The organism is Enterovirga rhinocerotis, assembly GCF_004363955.1.
GTDB lineage: Bacteria > Pseudomonadota > Alphaproteobacteria > Rhizobiales > Beijerinckiaceae > Enterovirga > Enterovirga rhinocerotis.
On record NZ_SNZR01000014.1, the window covers coordinates 109,009 to 125,206 of the forward strand.

The 16,198-nt window shown below is 68.5% G+C and carries 17 protein-coding genes; 4 read left to right on the top strand and 13 right to left on the bottom strand.

Translation table 11 applies throughout. The features are described 5' to 3' along the window. Positions 1 to 81: 81 nt before the first annotated feature. Positions 82 to 810, bottom strand: coding sequence for a RadC family protein (gene radC / locus EV668_RS17180; protein ID WP_208111567.1), 729 nt, complete (start codon positions 808 to 810; stop codon positions 82 to 84). A gap of 5 nt (positions 811 to 815) precedes the next feature. Then, entirely contained in the window at positions 816 to 1,646 is an 831-nt protein-coding gene (gene map / locus EV668_RS17185) for a type I methionyl aminopeptidase (protein ID WP_133772328.1), read from the bottom strand. Positions 1,647 to 1,768: 122 nt separating this feature from the next. Between map and EV668_RS17190 the strand changes: the two genes are divergently transcribed. From EV668_RS17190 to EV668_RS17200, 3 genes are all read left to right on the top strand, one after another. Continuing rightward, complete coding sequence (locus tag EV668_RS17190; protein ID WP_133772330.1) at positions 1,769 to 2,605, top strand: FkbM family methyltransferase; 837 nt, start codon at positions 1,769 to 1,771, stop codon at positions 2,603 to 2,605. Positions 2,606 to 2,635: 30 nt separating this feature from the next. Beyond that, entirely contained in the window at positions 2,636 to 3,391 is a 756-nt protein-coding gene (locus EV668_RS17195) for a competence/damage-inducible protein A (RefSeq protein WP_133772332.1), read from the top strand. A 94-nt stretch (positions 3,392 to 3,485) separates the two neighbouring features. Further along, entirely contained in the window at positions 3,486 to 3,788 is a 303-nt protein-coding gene (locus EV668_RS17200) for a TehB family protein (RefSeq protein WP_166652526.1), read from the top strand. An 84-nt stretch (positions 3,789 to 3,872) separates the two neighbouring features. On the opposite strand, the gene cynS is transcribed toward EV668_RS17200, so the two are convergent. The 11 genes from cynS to EV668_RS17255 form a co-directional block, all read right to left on the bottom strand. Further along, the gene (gene cynS / locus EV668_RS17205) at positions 3,873 to 4,361 is read right to left on the bottom strand and encodes a cyanase (protein WP_133772336.1); all 489 of its coding nucleotides are present in this window, start codon (positions 4,359 to 4,361) and stop codon (positions 3,873 to 3,875) included. Positions 4,362 to 4,414: 53 nt separating this feature from the next. Then, positions 4,415 to 5,302 carry an ABC transporter ATP-binding protein gene (locus EV668_RS17210; protein ID WP_133772338.1) on the bottom strand — a complete coding sequence of 296 codons (888 nt, stop codon included), beginning with the start codon at positions 5,300 to 5,302 and terminating at the stop codon, positions 4,415 to 4,417. A 4-nt stretch (positions 5,303 to 5,306) separates the two neighbouring features. Beyond that, positions 5,307 to 6,146: a nitrate ABC transporter permease gene (gene ntrB, locus EV668_RS17215; RefSeq protein WP_133772340.1), complete on the bottom strand. Its 840-nt coding sequence runs from the start codon at positions 6,144 to 6,146 to the stop codon at positions 5,307 to 5,309. A 49-nt stretch (positions 6,147 to 6,195) separates the two neighbouring features. Next, complete coding sequence (locus EV668_RS17220; RefSeq protein WP_133772342.1) at positions 6,196 to 7,539, bottom strand: FAD-dependent oxidoreductase; 1,344 nt, start codon at positions 7,537 to 7,539, stop codon at positions 6,196 to 6,198. Beyond that, positions 7,536 to 8,645, bottom strand: coding sequence for an acyl-CoA dehydrogenase family protein (locus EV668_RS17225; protein ID WP_425359637.1), 1,110 nt, complete (start codon positions 8,643 to 8,645; stop codon positions 7,536 to 7,538). The genes EV668_RS17220 and EV668_RS17225 overlap by 4 nt, the downstream gene beginning before the upstream one ends. 98 nt (positions 8,646 to 8,743) lie before the next feature. Then, a complete protein-coding gene (locus EV668_RS17230) occupies positions 8,744 to 9,295 on the bottom strand; it encodes an OsmC family protein (protein WP_133772346.1) in 552 nt (183 codons plus the stop codon). A 207-nt stretch (positions 9,296 to 9,502) separates the two neighbouring features. Beyond that, entirely contained in the window at positions 9,503 to 11,029 is a 1,527-nt protein-coding gene (locus EV668_RS17235; protein ID WP_245513308.1) for a sigma 54-interacting transcriptional regulator, read from the bottom strand. 138 nt (positions 11,030 to 11,167) lie between these two features. Beyond that, entirely contained in the window at positions 11,168 to 12,517 is a 1,350-nt protein-coding gene (locus tag EV668_RS17240; protein ID WP_133772347.1) for a CmpA/NrtA family ABC transporter substrate-binding protein, read from the bottom strand. 16 nt (positions 12,518 to 12,533) lie between these two features. Further along, positions 12,534 to 12,926 (bottom strand): DUF302 domain-containing protein, encoded by a 393-nt coding sequence (locus EV668_RS17245; RefSeq protein WP_166652527.1) that lies wholly within the window; start codon positions 12,924 to 12,926, stop codon positions 12,534 to 12,536. Between the two features lie 76 nt (positions 12,927 to 13,002). Then, complete coding sequence (locus EV668_RS17250; protein WP_133772351.1) at positions 13,003 to 13,890, bottom strand: sulfurtransferase; 888 nt, start codon at positions 13,888 to 13,890, stop codon at positions 13,003 to 13,005. Between the two features lie 297 nt (positions 13,891 to 14,187). After that, positions 14,188 to 14,622, bottom strand: a complete 435-nt coding sequence (locus EV668_RS17255) for a group III truncated hemoglobin (protein WP_133772353.1) — start codon at positions 14,620 to 14,622, stop codon at positions 14,188 to 14,190. 146 nt (positions 14,623 to 14,768) lie between these two features. Here EV668_RS17255 and EV668_RS17260 point away from each other — a divergent pair, with 146 nt between their 5' ends. Then, a complete protein-coding gene (locus tag EV668_RS17260; protein WP_133772355.1) occupies positions 14,769 to 16,190 on the top strand; it encodes a mannose-1-phosphate guanylyltransferase/mannose-6-phosphate isomerase in 1,422 nt (473 codons plus the stop codon). Positions 16,191 to 16,198 lie beyond the last annotated feature (8 nt).

Here is a 16,198-nt window from a genome sequence, read left to right on the forward strand (position 1 = left end):
CCGGTCCCGTTTTGCCGAGGTTAGAGGCAAGACGCGTTCCAAAGAAAGAGGCTCGGCCGAACTTGTTCCGCCCCGATCTCGTCAGATCAGCTTGAGCCCGCGAAAACTGGCGTGGCCGTCCCGCCCGACGATGATGTGGTCATGGACCGCGATGCCGAGCGGCTGGGCGATGCCGACGATCTCGCGCGTCATCTGGATGTCGGCCTTGGACGGCGTCGGATCTCCGGACGGATGGTTGTGGACGAGGATCACGGCGCTGGCCGACAATTCGAGCGCCCGCCGCACCACCTCGCGCGGATACACGGGCGTATGGTCGACCGTCCCCGTCCCCTGGACCTCGTCGGCGATGAGAGCGTTGCGCTTGTCTAGGAACAGGATGCGGAACCGCTCGGTCTCCGAGAAGGCCATCGCCGTCCGGCAATAATCGAGGACGGCGCTCCAGGATGAGAGCACCGGCCGCTTGCCGACCGCACCCTTGGCGAGCCGGCGCGCCGCGGCTTCGACGATCTTGAGATCGACGACGGCGCTCTCGCCGAGCCCCGGGACGTCGCGCAGCCGTGCCGCGGGGGCCGCCAGCACCTCCGCGAACGAGCCGAAGCGCCGGACGAGGTCCTTCGCGAGGGGCTTCACGTCGCGGCGGGGGATCGAGCGGAACAGGACGAGTTCGAGAAGCTCGTAATCCGGCAGAGCATCGCCGCCCGCCTCGGTGAAGCGGGCGCGCAGGCGGTCGCGATGGCCGTGGTAATGGGGCTCGTCGGGTTCGCCCGCTGGAGCGGGCGGGGCCGGGTCTCTCGCGCGCGAGCCGGCCACGGCACTCACATTCCCGTGGCGTAGGGTGGCTTGTGGTGCCCCTTGGGCGAGATCGTGAAGATCTCGACGCCCGTCTCCGTCACGCCGACGGTGTGCTCGAACTGCGCCGAGAGGGACCGATCCCGCGTGACGGCCGTCCAGCCGTCCGACAGCACCTTCACCTCCTTGCGGCCGAGATTGATCATGGGCTCGACGGTGAAGAGCATGCCGGGGCGCAGCGGGATGTCGTAGCCCGCATCGACGTAGTGCAGGATCGTTGGCGCGTCGTGGAAGACGCGTCCGAGCCCGTGCCCGCAGAAATCCCGGACGACGGAGCAGCGCTCCGCCTCGGCGAAGGTCTGGATGGCGGAGCCGATCGCGTTCGTGGTGCGGCCGGGCTGGACCGCCGCGACGCCGCGCATGAGGCATTCATAGGTGATGTCGCACAGGCGCGCCGCCTTCCGCGGAACCTCCCCCACGAAATACATCCGGCTCGAATCGCCATGCCAGCCGTCGAGGATGAGCGTGACGTCGATATTGATGATGTCGCCCTCGCGCAGGGGCTTGTCGTTGGGCATGCCGTGGCAGACGACATGGTTGATCGAGGTGCAGATCGAATGCGGGTAGCCGCGGTAGAGCAGCGTCGCCGAATAGGCGCCGTGGTCGTGCGCGAATTCCGCGACGAGCCGGTCGAGAGCGGCGGTCGTCACGCCCGGGCGCACGTGGTCGACGAGGAGATCGAGCGCTTCCGCCGTCAGCCGGCCGGCTCGCCGCATGCCCTCGAAGGCGTCCGGGCCGTGAAGGGGCGCTTCGCTGCCGCGGCGGCCGCTGGTCTCTTTCGTTCCGGTCTCGGTCATGGGTCGATGGCTGTTCAGGCGGCCTTGCCGCAGGCGCCGTTCTGGCCGGGGTTGCAGGCCGGGATGGCTGATGCGAAGAGGCGCGCTTGCGATGTGGCAGGACTGGACGCCAAGCACAAGGCATGGATGAAGGAAAGCCGTACGGCACCTATGCACCCAAGGGGTTCGTCCGCTGGGTGATCGACAGGACGCGCACGTTCTCGGACGGCTGGTGGGGCCGCCGCGGCGTCATCCTGTTGCGCAAGCCCGCCATGTGGCTGCTCGGCGGCGAGCCGGTCGATATCGACGCGCTCGGCGCGCGGATGCGGCTCCTGCCCTACAACAACATCTGCGAGAAGCGCGTTCTGTTCGCCCCGCAGAATTTCGACAGTGCGGAACTCGCCCTGCTCGAGACGCGGATCGGCGAGGGCTTCACCTTCATCGATATCGGGGCGAATGTCGGAGCGTATTCGCTCTTCGTCGCGGCCCGCGCGGGCCGGTCGGCCCGCATCCTCGCGATGGAGCCCCAGCCCGGCATCTACGAGCGGCTGATCGCGAACATCCAGCTCAATGCCTTCGCGACCATCAAGGCGCTCGATTGCGCCGTCGCGGACAGGGCAGGGGAGCTGACCCTCTTCATCGACACGAACAACAGCGGCGAATCGAGCGTCAAGATCGTCGCGGCGGGCGGCGCCGCGCCGATCAAGGTGCAGGCGAAGCGGCTTCTCGACATCGTGCGCGAGGAAGGGTTCGAGCGGCTCGATGCGGTCAAGCTCGACGTCGAGGGCGCGGAGGACCTGATCCTCGATCCCTTCTTCGCCGATGCGCCCGAGTCGCTCTATCCCGGCCTGATCATCGTCGAGAACGGGACGGGCCGCTGGCAGATCGACCTGCCCGACCTGCTCGACCGGCACGGCTACCGCAAGATCGCGCAGACGCGCCTCAACCTCGTCTTCGAGCGCGTACCGCCCGCGGCCTGACCACCGGACCGACAGCCAGGATTGCCCGTTATGACCGACGCCCCCGTGACCGCAGCGATCCTCGTGATCGGGGACGAGATCCTGTCGGGGCGGACCAAGGACAAGAATATCGGCTACATCGCCGAGTATCTCACCGCCGCCGGGATCGACCTGCGCGAGGTCCGCATCGTGCCCGATGTGGAGGAGGAGATCGTCGGGGCGGTGAACGCCCTGCGCTCGCGCTACACCTACCTCTTCACGACGGGCGGCATTGGGCCGACCCACGACGACATCACCGCCGATTGCGTCGCGAAGGCCTTCGGGGTGCCGCTCAATCTCGACCAGCGCGCGGTCGACATGCTCCTGATGCGCATGAAGCGCGAGGACCTGAACGAGGCGCGGCTGCGCATGGCGCGGATCCCGGAGGGGGCGAGTCTCGTCGAGAACCCGATCTCGCGCGCCCCGGGCTTCCGGATCGGGAACGTCATCGTGATGGCGGGCGTGCCGGCCATCATGCAGGCGATGCTCGACAACGTGGTGCCCGGCCTCGTGAAGGGCACGCCCGTGACCTCCGAGGCGGTGGACGCGACCGGCGTTCCCGAGGGCGCCTATGCCGCGGGTCTGAAGGCGGTGGCCGAGCGCTTCCCCGCGCTCTCGATCGGCTCCTATCCGTCCTACTCCGCCTCCGGCTTCACGAATCAGATCGTCATCCGCGGGCGGGACCTGCCGGCGATCGCCGAGGCCGCCATTGCGATCCGCGCCTTGATCGAACAGCTTCGCGCTGGGGCTGAGAGGCCGGCATCCTGAGCGCCGCCATCCCCGACGCATGCGGCCCGCTCGCCGGCGCGATGGCGCGGCATGGGCGCGGTCCGGAGGCTCACACCGGTCGGGGGGCGGCACAATGACCGCTCCCCCGCCGGATGATGAACGCTGGCCGGCCGGTCTCAAGGCCTACAAGCGGACCCCGGATTTCACCGAAGCGACGATCCCGGCGGGGCTGCGGCGCGAGCACAGCACCAAGCCCGGCGTCTGGGCGAAGCTCCACGTCACCGACGGAGCGATCGACTTCCACGATTCGAGCTCGGGCGACGTGCGTCGCCTCTCCGCGGGCAGCCATCCGGTGATCTTCCCCGAGAGGGTTCACCATCTCGCCGTGATTGGACCCGTGAGCCTGTTCGTCGAGTTCTATTCGGAAGAGACGTGAGGCCCGCGGCCAAGGCTCGGTATCCGGGCCCGGCCACGTCTAGCGATCGGAACGTCATTCAGCCCGCGCGGCTCGTGAGATGCCTCACTCCTCCTTGAAGCCGTAATCCGGCACGCCCTGCTGGTTGCCGTAATATTTGTAGGGCAGGAACTTGCCGCTCATCCCGATCTTCACGCGGTCGCCCTTGGGGTTGGCCTCGCGCGAGAACTCGATGTTGAAGTCGATGGCCGACATGATGCCGTCGCCGAATTCCTCCTCGATCAGCGCCTTCCAGGCCGGGCCGTTCACCATCACCATCTCGTAGAAGCGGTAGATGAGAGGGTCGGTCGGCGGCATCGGCGTGCCCGTGCCGCGATAAGGCACCTCGTTCAGCATCTTCTCTTCGGATTTCGAGAGCCCGAACAGCTCGGCCGCGCGGGCGGCCTGCGGCTTGACCAGCTTCATCTGGCCGAGCAGCGCGCCGACGATCAGGACGTCGGACATCCCCCCGATCTGGTCGCAGATATGGCGCCAGCTCCAGTCCTTCTCGCGCTTGATGTCGAGGATCTTCTCGGTGAGTTCTTCGCGCTTCATGGGGCTTTCTCCTTGGCGAATGACCTCTCTCTCGGGAGAGGCAGACATGCGTGTCACGCGGCGCGGATTGCCGCGGCTGGGGATCTCGAGGCCTCGCCCCCGTCCAGCCGCACGATGGGCGGGTTCCTCGGATCGTAGCCGGCCGGCGGATCGTCGCGGAACGAGACGCTTCGCGAGACGAGGAAGTCGAGCAGGTGGTTGCGGAGGGCGTAGTAGTTGGGATCGTGGTGGATCTCGCCCTGGCGCCGGTCGGCGGGGAGCGGGTTCACGACGATCTCGGCGATCTTCGCCATCGGCCCGTTGGTCATGAGCACGATCCGGTCGGCGAGGTAGATCGCCTCGTCGACGTCGTGGGTGATCATGTAGACGGTCTGGCCGGTCTCCCGGCAGATGCGCCGCGCCTCCTCCTGCAGCGTGCCGCGGGTCAAGGCGTCGAGGGCCGAGAACGGCTCGTCCATCAGCAGGATCTTCGGCTCGATCGCGAGCGCCCGGGCGATGCCGACGCGCTGCTTCATGCCGCCCGACAGCTCCGAGGGCTTCTTGTCCTCCGAGCCCGCCAGCCCGACCGTCGCGATGGCGCGGCGGGCCCGCTCCTCGACCTCCGCGCGCGATGCGCGGCGCCAGCGGGAGGAGACCGCATAGGCGACGTTGCCGAGGACGGTCTTCCAGGGGAGCAGGGCATGGCCCTGGAAGATCACCGCGCGGTCGAGGCTCGGCCCTGCGATCTCCTTCTCGTCGACGATGACGCAGCCCTCGCTGGGCTGGTCGAGCCCGGCGAGGATGTTCAGGACCGTCGTCTTGCCGCAGCCCGAATGGCCGATGACGCAGACGAACTCGCCGCGATCGACCCTCAGCCAGAGGTTCTCGAAGATGGTCGTCTCACCGCCGCCCGGAGCCGGGTAGCGCTTGGCGATGCCCTCGATCGAAATCTGCCGGGTCATCGCATCACTCCGGGAAGGTCACGAGGCGCTGGGCCTGGGCCAGGATCTGGTCGAGGACCATGCCGACGACGCCGATCACGAGGATCGAGGTGATCACGTTGGTGATCGAGAGGTTGTTCCACTCGTTCCAGACGAAGTAGCCGATGCCCGTGCCGCCCACGAGCATCTCGGCCGCGACGATGACGAGCCAGGCGATGCCGATCGAGATGCGCATGCCGGTGAGGATCGTCGGGGCGGCGGCCGGCAGGATGACGGTGAAGGCCCGCCGGATCGGCCCGACCTCGAGCGTCCGCGCGACGTTGAGCCATTCCCGGCGCACGCTCGCGACGCCGAAGGCGGTGTTGATCAGCATCGGCCAGATCGAACAGATGAAGATGACGAAGATCGCCGAGATGCTGGAATCCTTGATCGTGTAGAGGGCGAGCGGCATCCAGGCGAGCGGAGAGACCGGTTTCATCAACTGGATGAAGGGGTTGAGCGCGCGGTTCATCATCGGCGACATGCCGATGAGAAATCCGATCGGGATGGCGAAGAGCACCGCGAGCCCGAAGCCGATGGCGACGCGCCCGATCGAATAGGCGAGCTGGATCCCGATGCCCTTGTCGTTGGCGCCCTTGACGTAGAACGGGTCCTTCAGGTGCCCCCAGATCGTCTTGGCGACGTCGATCGGGCCGGGCATGGCGGATTTTCCGGCCGTCGCCGTCTGGCCCATGAGCTTGGCGTATTCCGGGTCCATCTCCTGCGCGCTGCCGCCGCCGCTGACGGCGATGTGCCAGGCGGCGAGGAGGACCAGGAGCAGCAGGAGCGAGACGAGCGGGGCTTGCAGGCGCTCGCGAGCGGTCATGGGCGATCTCCCGAGGGTGGCGTCGAGGCGGGTTCGGGCCCCGCAACCTTCATGCCGCGAGCCTCACGGCCGGCTTCCCGCCGCGCCATTGCTCCATGACGAGGCGGTCGGCGCTGTCCTCGAGGATGCGCCAGTCGCCGCCCGGCCGCGGCAGGCCGTGCAGAACGAGCGGGGTCGATGACGTCTTGAGGCGGATGACCGTCTCGGCATGGTCGTAGCCCGCATGCGGCAATCCGAGGACGGCATGGGCGATGGCGTCGGCCTGATGCGGGATCGGCTCGATGAACCGGCAGGGCATCCCGCCGAAGCTGACGCAGTCGCCGAGCGCGTAGACGTCCGGCGCGCTCGTCGCGAGCGTCGACGGATCGACGACGATGCCCCGATCGAAGGCGAGCCCGGCCGCGCGGGCGAGGCGCCCCTGCGTCGCGAGCCCCGTCGCCGCGACGACGAGGTCGGCGACCAGACCCGGCATGTTCCGGAGGGCGACATCGATCGTGTCGTCCGGGCGTCGTGCCAGCCCGGAGACGATAGCCCCGCCGCGGACATCGACCCCCGATCTCGCGAGGCCGGCCGCAAGCCGCTTTGCGGCCGGCTCGGGCAGGAGTTCGGCCAGCGGCAGGGCGGTCATCGACAGCAGCGAGACGCGATGGCCCGCGCGGGCGAGGTCCTCTGCGAGTTCGCACCCCACCATGCCGGCTCCGATCACCGCGACGCGCTTCGGACCGCCCGCGAGCGCGCGGTGCAGGCCCGACCAGGACCCGAGATCGTTCACCCGCCAGCAGAGCTCCGGCGGCAGGCCCGGCGGCAGGGCGCTGCGGGCGCCCTGGGCCAGGACGAGGCTCGTGTAGCGCAACGTGCCGCGCGTCGTCCGGAGCCGGCGGGAGGACGCGCACAGGCCGATCGCGAAGGTTTCGGACAGGAGCCGGATGCCGAGCCGCGCCGCCGCCGCAGCGCCCGTCTCGCGACGCAGGCGCTCGGGTCCGAGGCCTCGCGAGAGCGCCACCGACAATTCGGGCTTGTGGTACACGTCGCCCGGGCAGGCCGTGACCATCGTGATGGGCACGGCGCCGTCGAGGGATCGCAAGGCCTCTGCGACGGTCCAGCCCGCGAGGCCCGCGCCGACGATGACGATACCCGTTTCGCGCGCGCCCATCGGGGCGACGGGCGCTGCCGCGCGTTCGCGTCTCCGATAGGGCTCGAAATCGGCCTTCGTGACGCCGCAGACGGGGCATTCCCAATCGTCGGGGATATCCTCGAACCGGGTCCCAGGCGGCAGCCCCCCATCCGGATCGCCCTCGCCCTCGTCGTAGATCAGGCCGCAGGCGCGGCAGAGATATTGGCGCCAGGGGCCGAGCCCGTCCGTCGGCTCCGGCCCGCTCGCCTCGGCGCTCACGGCCGTGCCTCCGGCAGGGTCTCGCGCGAGAGCCGCGCCATCTCCCAGCGCAGATGCTTGAGCGCGGGCGTCACGATCGCGACGAAATGGGCTTCGCGGATCCGCCGCTGCGGCGCCGCAGCGATCTGGTAGCCGCGGGCGCCCTGGTGGAGGAGGGCCGATTGCGAGGCCCGCAAGGACAGCTCGGCGGCCTGGGCGCGGGCATCCAGCACGTCGATCAGGTAGTCGCTCGCCGTCTCGAAGGGCGTCTCCGCGAGCCGCATCACCCGCCCGCGAAGCTCGGCATATTCCGCCTCGATCGGGCCGGGCCGATCCTCCAGGAACTGATTGACGTGTCCCAGCGTCTCCTCGACCTCCTGCATGGAATCGAGGCTGCCCCGGACGACGCCGAGCCCCATCCCGATCTGAAGCTGGATGAAGGCCGCCCGGATGCGGGCGATGAAGGGGCGGGCCGGATCCGCGATGAGGTCGTCATGGTCGACGACGTAGTCCTTCAGGCGGATGCCCCAGGTGCTCGTTCCCTCCATGCCGGAGAATTCGGGGCAGGGCCGCAATTCGGCGCGCCCGTCGAAGCGCAGCAGGAACATGATCTCGTGGCTGACCGTCCCGTCGGGCCGTTCGACGGCGGCGACGGCGCCGCAATACTGGCCGGGGCCGATATGGCTGACCCAGGGAAGCTGCCCGCTCACGGCGTAGCCGCCGGGGACGGGGCGGGCCCGGAGCAGCATGGATTCGATCCCGGCGAAGGTCTTCATCGGGTTCGAAAGGGCGGTCCCGCCGAAGGTCTGCCCGGCGGCATGGCCGTCGAGCAGCGTGCCGGCGAGGGCGGGATTGCCGGATTGCTCGAGATAGAGGCCGCAGACGTCGTGGCACCAGACGAGGAAGGCGGTCGCGCCGCAGGCCCGGCCCGCCGCCTCCATCGCGGCGATGGCGAGGCCGAAACGCTGGCCCTGCCGGTCGAGATGCGCGCCGAGAGCCCCCGCCGCGCCGAGGCTGCCCATGATCTCGAGAGGATAGTGGCCGCGATCGATCCGGGTCGCACTCGCCGCGAGCGGACCGTCCGCGATTGCGACCGTTTCGGCCAGGACCTGCGCCTCGCTCCGCATCGGGGAGGGCGGGGCGTCCGTATCCTCGATCTTCAGGGCCTGAGCCGTCCGCATGGGACTCTCCTCTCGATCGTGACGAGCGGGGCTGTCCGCCGGGGCTAGGGGGCGAGCGCGATCTTGAACGGGACCGGGTTGCGCATCGTGTTGGCGACGGGCGAGTAGGCATTCGCCTGCCGGACGATCTCGTCGAGCGTCTCGCGGCTGGCATCGCCCTCGACCGTCACGGCCACCCGGATCTCCTGGAAGCCCATATCGGCCGGCAGCGTTTCGGCGCCGCCCGCCCCCCAGGCGGCGGGGTTGCCGATATCGCCCTCGAGCTTCAGTTCCAGCTTGGAGAGGCGCACGCCCTTCCACGTCGCGACGGCGGTGATGCCGACGGCGAGGCAGCCGCCGAGGGCCGAAAGCGCGATCTCGCCGGGCGCGGGCGCCGTGTTCTCGCCGAAGAGGTGGAGCGGCTCGTCGACGACGACGGGATCGTGGTCGCCGACATAGCTCAGCGTCCGGTATTGGCCCTCGCAGATCGTCGTCACGACATTGGTGCCGCGGGCCTTCGGATTGTTGCGACCCTTCTCGGCGAAGCGGGCGAGGCCCTCGGCATCGATCGGCCGGAGGTAGCTCGTGACGGTGTTGAGGGCGGGGCTGGCGCTCATGGGAGGGTCCTCGTCTGGCGAGGCCCGGTTTCTCCGGACCCGCATACGAGACCTTGCGCAACCTTGGTGCCAGGTTCGAGCCTGATCGTGAGATTATGAAATCGTAAGGACTGTTAGTGACTTGCTTGAAGTTGTCCGCTCAGGGTCGCGCGATGGACTCACGACAATGTCGACAATCTGTCGACATTGTCGGATTGGGCGGGCGGGTCAGGAGGCCCGGCGCTCGAGCCCGGATTTCCTGAGGCGATAGGCGAATTGCCGCTCGGTCAGGCCCAGTCTCTGCGCGGCCCGCGCCTTGTTGCCGCCGGCCCGGTGCAGGGCCTCGTGCAGTTCGGCGGGGCCGTGGGAATCGGAGCGAAGGTAGGGGCGGACGACAGGGCCGCCGGGTTCCGCCAGACGGTGCGCGCGGATGACCGGCATGGCCTGGTCCGACAGGAAGGCGGCGAGATCGTTCTCGTCGAGCACCGCCTTGCCGGCGAGGAGGACGAGCCGCTCGATGAGATTGGCGAGCTCCCGGATGTTGCCGGGCCAGGGGCGCCGCGCCAGCAGGCGCACCGCGCCCGCGGTCAGGTTGACGTTGCGCTGGTTGTCCTGGTTCGCCCGCGCGAGAAAATGGGCGACGAGGTCCGGGATGTCGCCCGGACGGGCGGCGAGGGGCGGCAGCTCGATCGGGATCACGTTCAGCCGGTAATAGAGGTCCTCGCGGAACGCCCCTCGCGCCACCTCCTGCCCGAGATCCCGGTTGGTGGCCGCGACGAGCCGCATGTCGATGCGGATCTCGCGCTTGCCGCCGAGCCGGACGACGGTGCTCTCCTGGAGCGTGCGCAGGAGCTTCGTCTGCAGGTTCGCCGGCAATTCCCCGATCTCGTCGAGGAAGATCGTGCCGCCGCTCGCCTGTTCGAACCAGCCGGCCCTCGCCTCGACGGCACCCGTGAAGGCGCCCTTCTCGTGGCCGAACAGCTCGGATTCGAAGAGGCTGTCGGGAATGGCGGCGCAATTGACCTTGATGAAAGGCTTGTCGCGGCGGGGGCTGGCGAGATGCAGGGCGCGCGCGAACAGCTCCTTGCCGGTTCCGGATTCCCCGAGCAGCAGCACGCTCGCCCCCGCATCCGCGACGCGCTCGATCTGGGCGAGCGCCCGCAGTAGGGCGGGGGAGGAGCCGATGATCCCGTATCGGGCGGGCTTCGTACGGAGCGCGCGGGCGAGCATGCCGTTATGCTCTTCGAGCGCTCGCGTGCGCTGCTCGACCCGCGCATTCAGCGTGAGAAGCTGGCTCACCATCGTGGCGACGATGCGCAGGATCGTGACGTCGTCCGAGAGGGAGCGTTCGCGGTGGCGGATGCGGTGGCAGGCGAGGGCGCCGACCGTCCGGTGGTCGACCCGGATCGGCAGGGCGATGAACGAGACGATATCGGGCGGCAGCCGGGATCGCTCGACCGCGCGGGCGAGGAAGCTCGGCTCCGCATCGATGTTCTGGACGATGATCATGTGGCCCTGGGCGATCACGCGGCCGGTGATGCCCTCGTTCGGCGCGTAGCGCCCTCGCGCCGCCTCCTCGCTCGTGAGCCCGTAGGAATGAGCGATGCGGTGGTCGTCCCCGTCTTCGGCCTTCAGCACGACCCGGCCTCGGTTGAGCCCCAGGATCTCGGAGAGGAGCTGAAGCATTCCGCGGACGGCCTGGTCGAGCTGGAGCCCCTTGCCGATGAGGCTCATCACCTCCTGGATCAGGAACATCTCCTGCGTGCGCCAATGGGCGCTCGATCCGTCCTTCAAGGCTGCATCCTCCGGGACAGGTTGATGCGCGCCCGGCGGAACCCGCTTCGGTCCTCCGCCGGGGCGGCACGAGTGGCGTCCGACCGCGGTCCGCGCGCGTCACCCCCGCTTGATCGCGAAGGACTTCACGTAGTCTTCGGGCTTTGCGGGATCGAAGGTCTTGCCCATGACGACGAAGGTCTTGGTCGTGGCCTCCGGCGGGGTCAGGCCTTGCTGCTTCATCAGCTTCTGGGCGTCGGTGGCGAGATAGACCTGTTCGGCGATCGCCTTGTAGTCGACGTCGCCCTTGATCTGCCCCCAGCGCTTCATCTGGGTCATCGTCCAGATGGCGAAGCTGTGCCAGGGGAAGGGGTCGAAATCGACGCGCTTCGGATCCTTCTTCACCGCCCCGAGCCCGTCCGCATAGGTTCCCGTCAGGACCTGTTCGACGACGATCGGCGGCGCGTTGAGATAGTTCGCCGGCGCGATGGCCTCGGCGATGGCCTTGCGGTTCTCGGCCTTGGAGGCATAGGCGGTGGCGTCGATGATCGCCCGCAGCAGCGCCGCGTAGCTGTTCGGAGACGTCGTCGCGAACTCGCGCGACGCGGCGAAGGAGCAGCAGGGATGGCCGTCCCAGATCTCCTTCGAGAGGAGATGCATGAAGCCGACGCCGTCATAGATCGCCCGCTGGCAGATGTTGTCGGGGGCGAGGAAGCCGTCGATGTTGTCGGCACGCAGGTTCGCGACCATCTCCGGCGGCGGCACGACGCGGAGCTGCACATCCGTATCCGGATCGATGCCGTGCTCGGCGAGATAGTACCGCAGGAGATAGTTGTGGTTTGAATAGTCGAAGGGGATGGCGAATTTCATGCCCTTCCACTTCTTCGGGTCGCGATTGTCCTTGTGCTTCATGGCCAGGGTGATGCCCTGGCCGTTGATGTTCTCGATCGCCGGCACGACGAACGGCACCGGGTTCGAGCCGAGCCCCATCGTGATCGCGAGCGGCATCGGCGCGAGCATGTGGGCCGCGTCGTATTCCTTGTTGAGCGTCTTGTCGCGGATGATGGCCCAGCCGGCCGTCTTGACCACCTCCACGTTCAGGCCCTGCTTCTTATAGAAGCCCATCGGGTCGCCCATGATGATGGGCGTCGCGCAGGTGATCGGGATGAACCCGACCTTGAGGTCCTTCTTTTCGAGAGGCCCCGTGCCTTGCGCCAGAACCTCCGTGGCGGTGGCGACCGGGAAGATCTGCGAGAGCGCCGCCAGCGCCGTCGAGAGGCCGACGGCCTTCAGGAAGTTCCGGCGCTCGCCGTCATGGGGGATCGCGGCGCGCAGGAGCGAGGTTTCGACCACGCCCGCATAATCGCCCACGGCAACGGAATCGTGTTCCGTCTGCGAGCCGTGGCGGCCGCAACTGCAGCGGCTGCGCAGGCGTCGCGAGGTCGGCACCGGATCGTCGGCCATGGTCATTGCAGGCTGTCTCCCTTTATGGGCCCTGAGGGCTTGGATGGTGCGGCGCCGTGCGCATCTCGTCTGCAATGCGCGTGACGACCTGCCCGAGTTCCTCACCGAGTTCGGAGAGGCCCGGATGCTTCGCAAAACTCTGTCCTGGTTCGGGATAGAGCAGGATGACCGTGCCGTCGGGGCGCTCCATGATCACGAACTTGAGCGGCGCCTCGACGATGCCGGCGGCGTTCGCCGAGAGAAGCCGGGCCATGTAGCGGGGGTGGAAGAAGAGAATCTGCCGCGTCGGCAGGATCGCGAAGCCGCCCTTGCTCAGCAGCATCTGCGGATCGATCTCGGCGACGATCCAGAGATCCTGCCCCTCGATCGCACGCTTCAGGCGCGAGATCGTCTCGACGAAGCCCACAGGCGACACGACGGAAGCTGGTCCCGACGGGCGTTCCTCCATGCGGATCGAAACGGGGGTCGGGCCGGTGCCGCCCATCGGCCCGCTACTCGGCCGCCTGGCTGAACGCGGGCGGGGCCGAGCCGGGACGCCCCTCCTCGATCGGAAGCGAGGGGTCGCGGGACCACTCGTTCCAGGAGCCGAAATAGAGGCGGACGTCCTCGATCCCGGCCTCCTTCAGGGCGACGAGCGTGTTCGAGGCGCGCGCACCCTTGAAGCAGTAGAGGACGACCGGCGTGTCCGTCCCGATGCCGGCCGTGGCGCATTCGGCCAGGATCTCATCCTTCGATTTCAGCATCTTGCCGGCCGGAGTCGGCTTCATCATCCGGTACCATTCGATCCACCGCGCCTTCGGGATGCGGCCCTTGCGCGGGCAGAAATCCTTGCCGTAGGGCGATGAGGATTCGCCGATCCACTCGTCGACGTCGCGTGTGTCGAGCTTGACGATGCCGTCATCGGCGACGGCGGCCTTCATCTCCTCGAGACCGACGAAGAGCGAGGCCGCGGCAGGGTCGACCGTGAAGGTCTTCGCGCTCGGGACCGTGGGCTCCGTCGTCGTGGCGCCGCCCGCCGCCGTCCAGGCCGCATAGCCGCCGTGCAGGATCTTCACCTTGGGATAGCCGAGATATTTCAGGAGCGTGTAGCCGCGGCAGGACTGGCCGAAGCCGGTATCCATCGACGCTTCGTAGAGGACGGCCGTCTCCTCCCCGCCGAGCCCCGCAGCCCCGAAGGTCTCGGCGAACTTGTCCTTCATCGCCGCCACGCCCTCGGGGGTGCTCGACGCGAGATAGGTGAAGATGTCGTGGATGTTAACGGCCCCGGGGATATGGCCGGCCGCGTAGGCCTCGGGCGCGCGGGTGTCGATCGGAACGACGCCGCCTTCCTTCAGAAGCGCCTCGACGTCGTTCGGCGATATCAGGATGGACTCGCTCATCTCGGACCTCCGGCTTGGAACCTCGATTATGCGCACGAGACCGCTGGACTTCCCGGCGTCATGATCGCCGAAGAAAATCCCCTGGCCGATCTCGTCGATGCCCGTGTATCGGGAAGTAGACGGGTCGCTCTGTTCAATGTTGAGTGTCGAACGGCCCTCGCTGCCGCTCAAGGGGCGCAGCGCTCATTTCGCGGGCGATCGTCGCGCGAATTCTCGGCAGGCGCGTTCGCGAAAGCGGCAGCTGCCTCGGGTCGGCGCGGAGGCCGGGTGCTCGCCGCGCGGCCTCCGGACGGCTCGTCAGGTGCCGCGGGTGGTGTGGCGCGGTGCGCGCAGGAGGCCCGCCTGCGTTCCGATCGCCATCTCGAAGCTGTCGGCGATCCGGCGGGCGCGGTCGATGAAGATCGGAGCCGCGCGCGGCGGCAGGACCTCGTGCGCCGTCCGCTCGAAGAGGTCGAGCCAGCGATCGAAATGAGCCGGCGCGAGGCCGAGCCGGAAATGGGGCCGCAGCGGGCGGCCCTCATAACGGGAGGTGCGCAGGACCACGCCCGACCAGAAATCGCACAGATGGGCGAGGTGCCGGTCCCAATCGGCGACCTGGGCGTTGAAGATCGGCCCGATCAGGTCGTCCTCGCGCACGCGGCCATAGAAGGTATGGACCAGGCGCCGGATCTCCTCCTCCGTCACGACGGGGTCGAAAGGGTCGCCGATGGACACGGTCGTGGGCGCGCTCATGCCGGCATCTAACCCGCCGGGCGGGACAGGACCAAGGCGGCCCCATTCCGCGATCGCGTCAACGGATCGGTCAGCCTGATTCCGGATCGTCTCCGCTCGGCGGTCCCGTTCAGAGCCCGGCAGGATTTGGCTGGCATGATGGCGGCATGACGCCCAGCATCCTTCCCGTCATCATGTGCGGCGGCTCCGGCACGCGGCTCTGGCCGGCCTCGCGCGAGAGCATGCCGAAGCAGTTCATCTCGCTGATCGAGGGGCAGCCTTCGACCTTCCGGATGACGGTCGAGCGCGTCTCCGGGCCGGGCTTCCTTCGTCCGGTGGTAATCTCCTCCTCGGATTCGCGCTTCGTCGTGGCCGAGCAACTCGCCCAGGCCGGGATCGAGGCCGATATCCTGCTCGAACCGGAGCGCCGCGATTCGGCGGCGGCCGTCGCCGTCGCGGCCTGCCAGGCCGCCGCACGCGGCCCCGAGACGATCGTCCTGATCCTCGCCGCCGACCACCTGATCGGCGACGATGCCGCTTTCGCGGCGGCCTGCCGAAGCGCGGCGGCGGGGGCCGAGCGGGGGCTCATCATGACGCTCGGCATCGCGCCGACGCGTCCGGCGACCGGCTACGGCTACATCCTGGCGGGCGACGAGGTGCCGGAGGCCGGCGGAGCCCGCCGCGTCGCCCGGTTCGTCGAGAAGCCCGACGCGGCCGGGGCCGAGCGGCTGATCGCCGAGGGCGCGCTCTGGAACGGCGGCTATTTCCTCTTCCGCGCGGACGTGATGACGAAGGAGCTGTCGCTCCACGCGCCGAAGATCCTGTCGGCCGCGAAGGAGGCGCTCGACGGCGCGAAGCGCGATCTCGACTTCATCCGGCTCGATCCGGAGGCGTTCGCCGAAGCCCCCAAGACGTCGATCGACTACGCCGTCATGGAGAAGACCGACCGGGCGGGCGTCCTCGCCGTCTCCTTCCCCTGGAACGATGTCGGGACCTGGAGCGCGCTCTGGGACGCGGCCCCCCGCGATGCGGACGGCAACGCCATTCGCGGCCGGGTTGCGGCGATCGGCACCCGGGACAGCCTCGTCTATGGCAGCGACGAGACCCTGACCGCCGTCGTCGGCCTCGATGGGATCGTCGTCGTGACGACGCCCGACGCCGTCCTCGTGACGTCGAAGGAGAAGGCGGACGCCGTCAAGGACGTCGTCGCATCGCTGCGCGCCGCCGGTCATGCCGAAGCCGACGAGCATCGGCGCATGTATCGCCCCTGGGGCTGGTACCAGCGGATCGACATCGGCACGCGCTTCCAGGTCAAGCGCATCCTCGTCCATCCGCAGGGCCGCCTCTCGCTGCAGAAGCATTTCCACCGCGCCGAGCACTGGGTCGTCGTGCGCGGCACGGCCGAGGTCACGGTCGACGACAGGGTCCAGCTCGTCCACGAGAACGAGGCGGTATACCTCCCGATCGGCTGCACCCACCGCCTCGTCAATCCGGGCCGCATCCCGCTCGAGCTGATCGAGATTCAGGTCGGCAGCTATACGGGCGAGGACGACATCGTCCGCGTCGAGGACATCTACGGACGCGGCTGAGGGAGCCG

What these genes read in the sequence shown, in the direction of transcription:
- map (WP_133772328.1), bottom strand. Translation starts at nt 1,646, where the DNA reads ATGACCGAGACCGGAACGAAAGAGACCAGCGGCCGCCGCGGCAGCGAA.
- EV668_RS17190 (WP_133772330.1), top strand. Translation starts at nt 1,769, where the DNA reads ATGGATGAAGGAAAGCCGTACGGCACCTATGCACCCAAGGGGTTCGTC.
- EV668_RS17195 (WP_133772332.1), top strand. Translation starts at nt 2,636, where the DNA reads ATGACCGACGCCCCCGTGACCGCAGCGATCCTCGTGATCGGGGACGAG.
- EV668_RS17200 (WP_166652526.1), top strand. Translation starts at nt 3,486, where the DNA reads ATGACCGCTCCCCCGCCGGATGATGAACGCTGGCCGGCCGGTCTCAAG.
- cynS (WP_133772336.1), bottom strand. Translation starts at nt 4,361, where the DNA reads ATGAAGCGCGAAGAACTCACCGAGAAGATCCTCGACATCAAGCGCGAG.
- EV668_RS17210 (WP_133772338.1), bottom strand. Translation starts at nt 5,302, where the DNA reads ATGACCCGGCAGATTTCGATCGAGGGCATCGCCAAGCGCTACCCGGCT.
- ntrB (WP_133772340.1), bottom strand. Translation starts at nt 6,146, where the DNA reads ATGACCGCTCGCGAGCGCCTGCAAGCCCCGCTCGTCTCGCTCCTGCTG.
- EV668_RS17225 (WP_425359637.1), bottom strand. Translation starts at nt 8,645, where the DNA reads ATGCGGAGCGAGGCGCAGGTCCTGGCCGAAACGGTCGCAATCGCGGAC.
- EV668_RS17230 (WP_133772346.1), bottom strand. Translation starts at nt 9,295, where the DNA reads ATGAGCGCCAGCCCCGCCCTCAACACCGTCACGAGCTACCTCCGGCCG.
- EV668_RS17235 (WP_245513308.1), bottom strand. Translation starts at nt 11,029, where the DNA reads ATGTTCCTGATCCAGGAGGTGATGAGCCTCATCGGCAAGGGGCTCCAG.
- EV668_RS17240 (WP_133772347.1), bottom strand. Translation starts at nt 12,517, where the DNA reads ATGACCATGGCCGACGATCCGGTGCCGACCTCGCGACGCCTGCGCAGC.
- EV668_RS17250 (WP_133772351.1), bottom strand. Translation starts at nt 13,890, where the DNA reads ATGAGCGAGTCCATCCTGATATCGCCGAACGACGTCGAGGCGCTTCTG.
- EV668_RS17255 (WP_133772353.1), bottom strand. Translation starts at nt 14,622, where the DNA reads ATGAGCGCGCCCACGACCGTGTCCATCGGCGACCCTTTCGACCCCGTC.
- EV668_RS17260 (WP_133772355.1), top strand. Translation starts at nt 14,769, where the DNA reads ATGACGCCCAGCATCCTTCCCGTCATCATGTGCGGCGGCTCCGGCACG.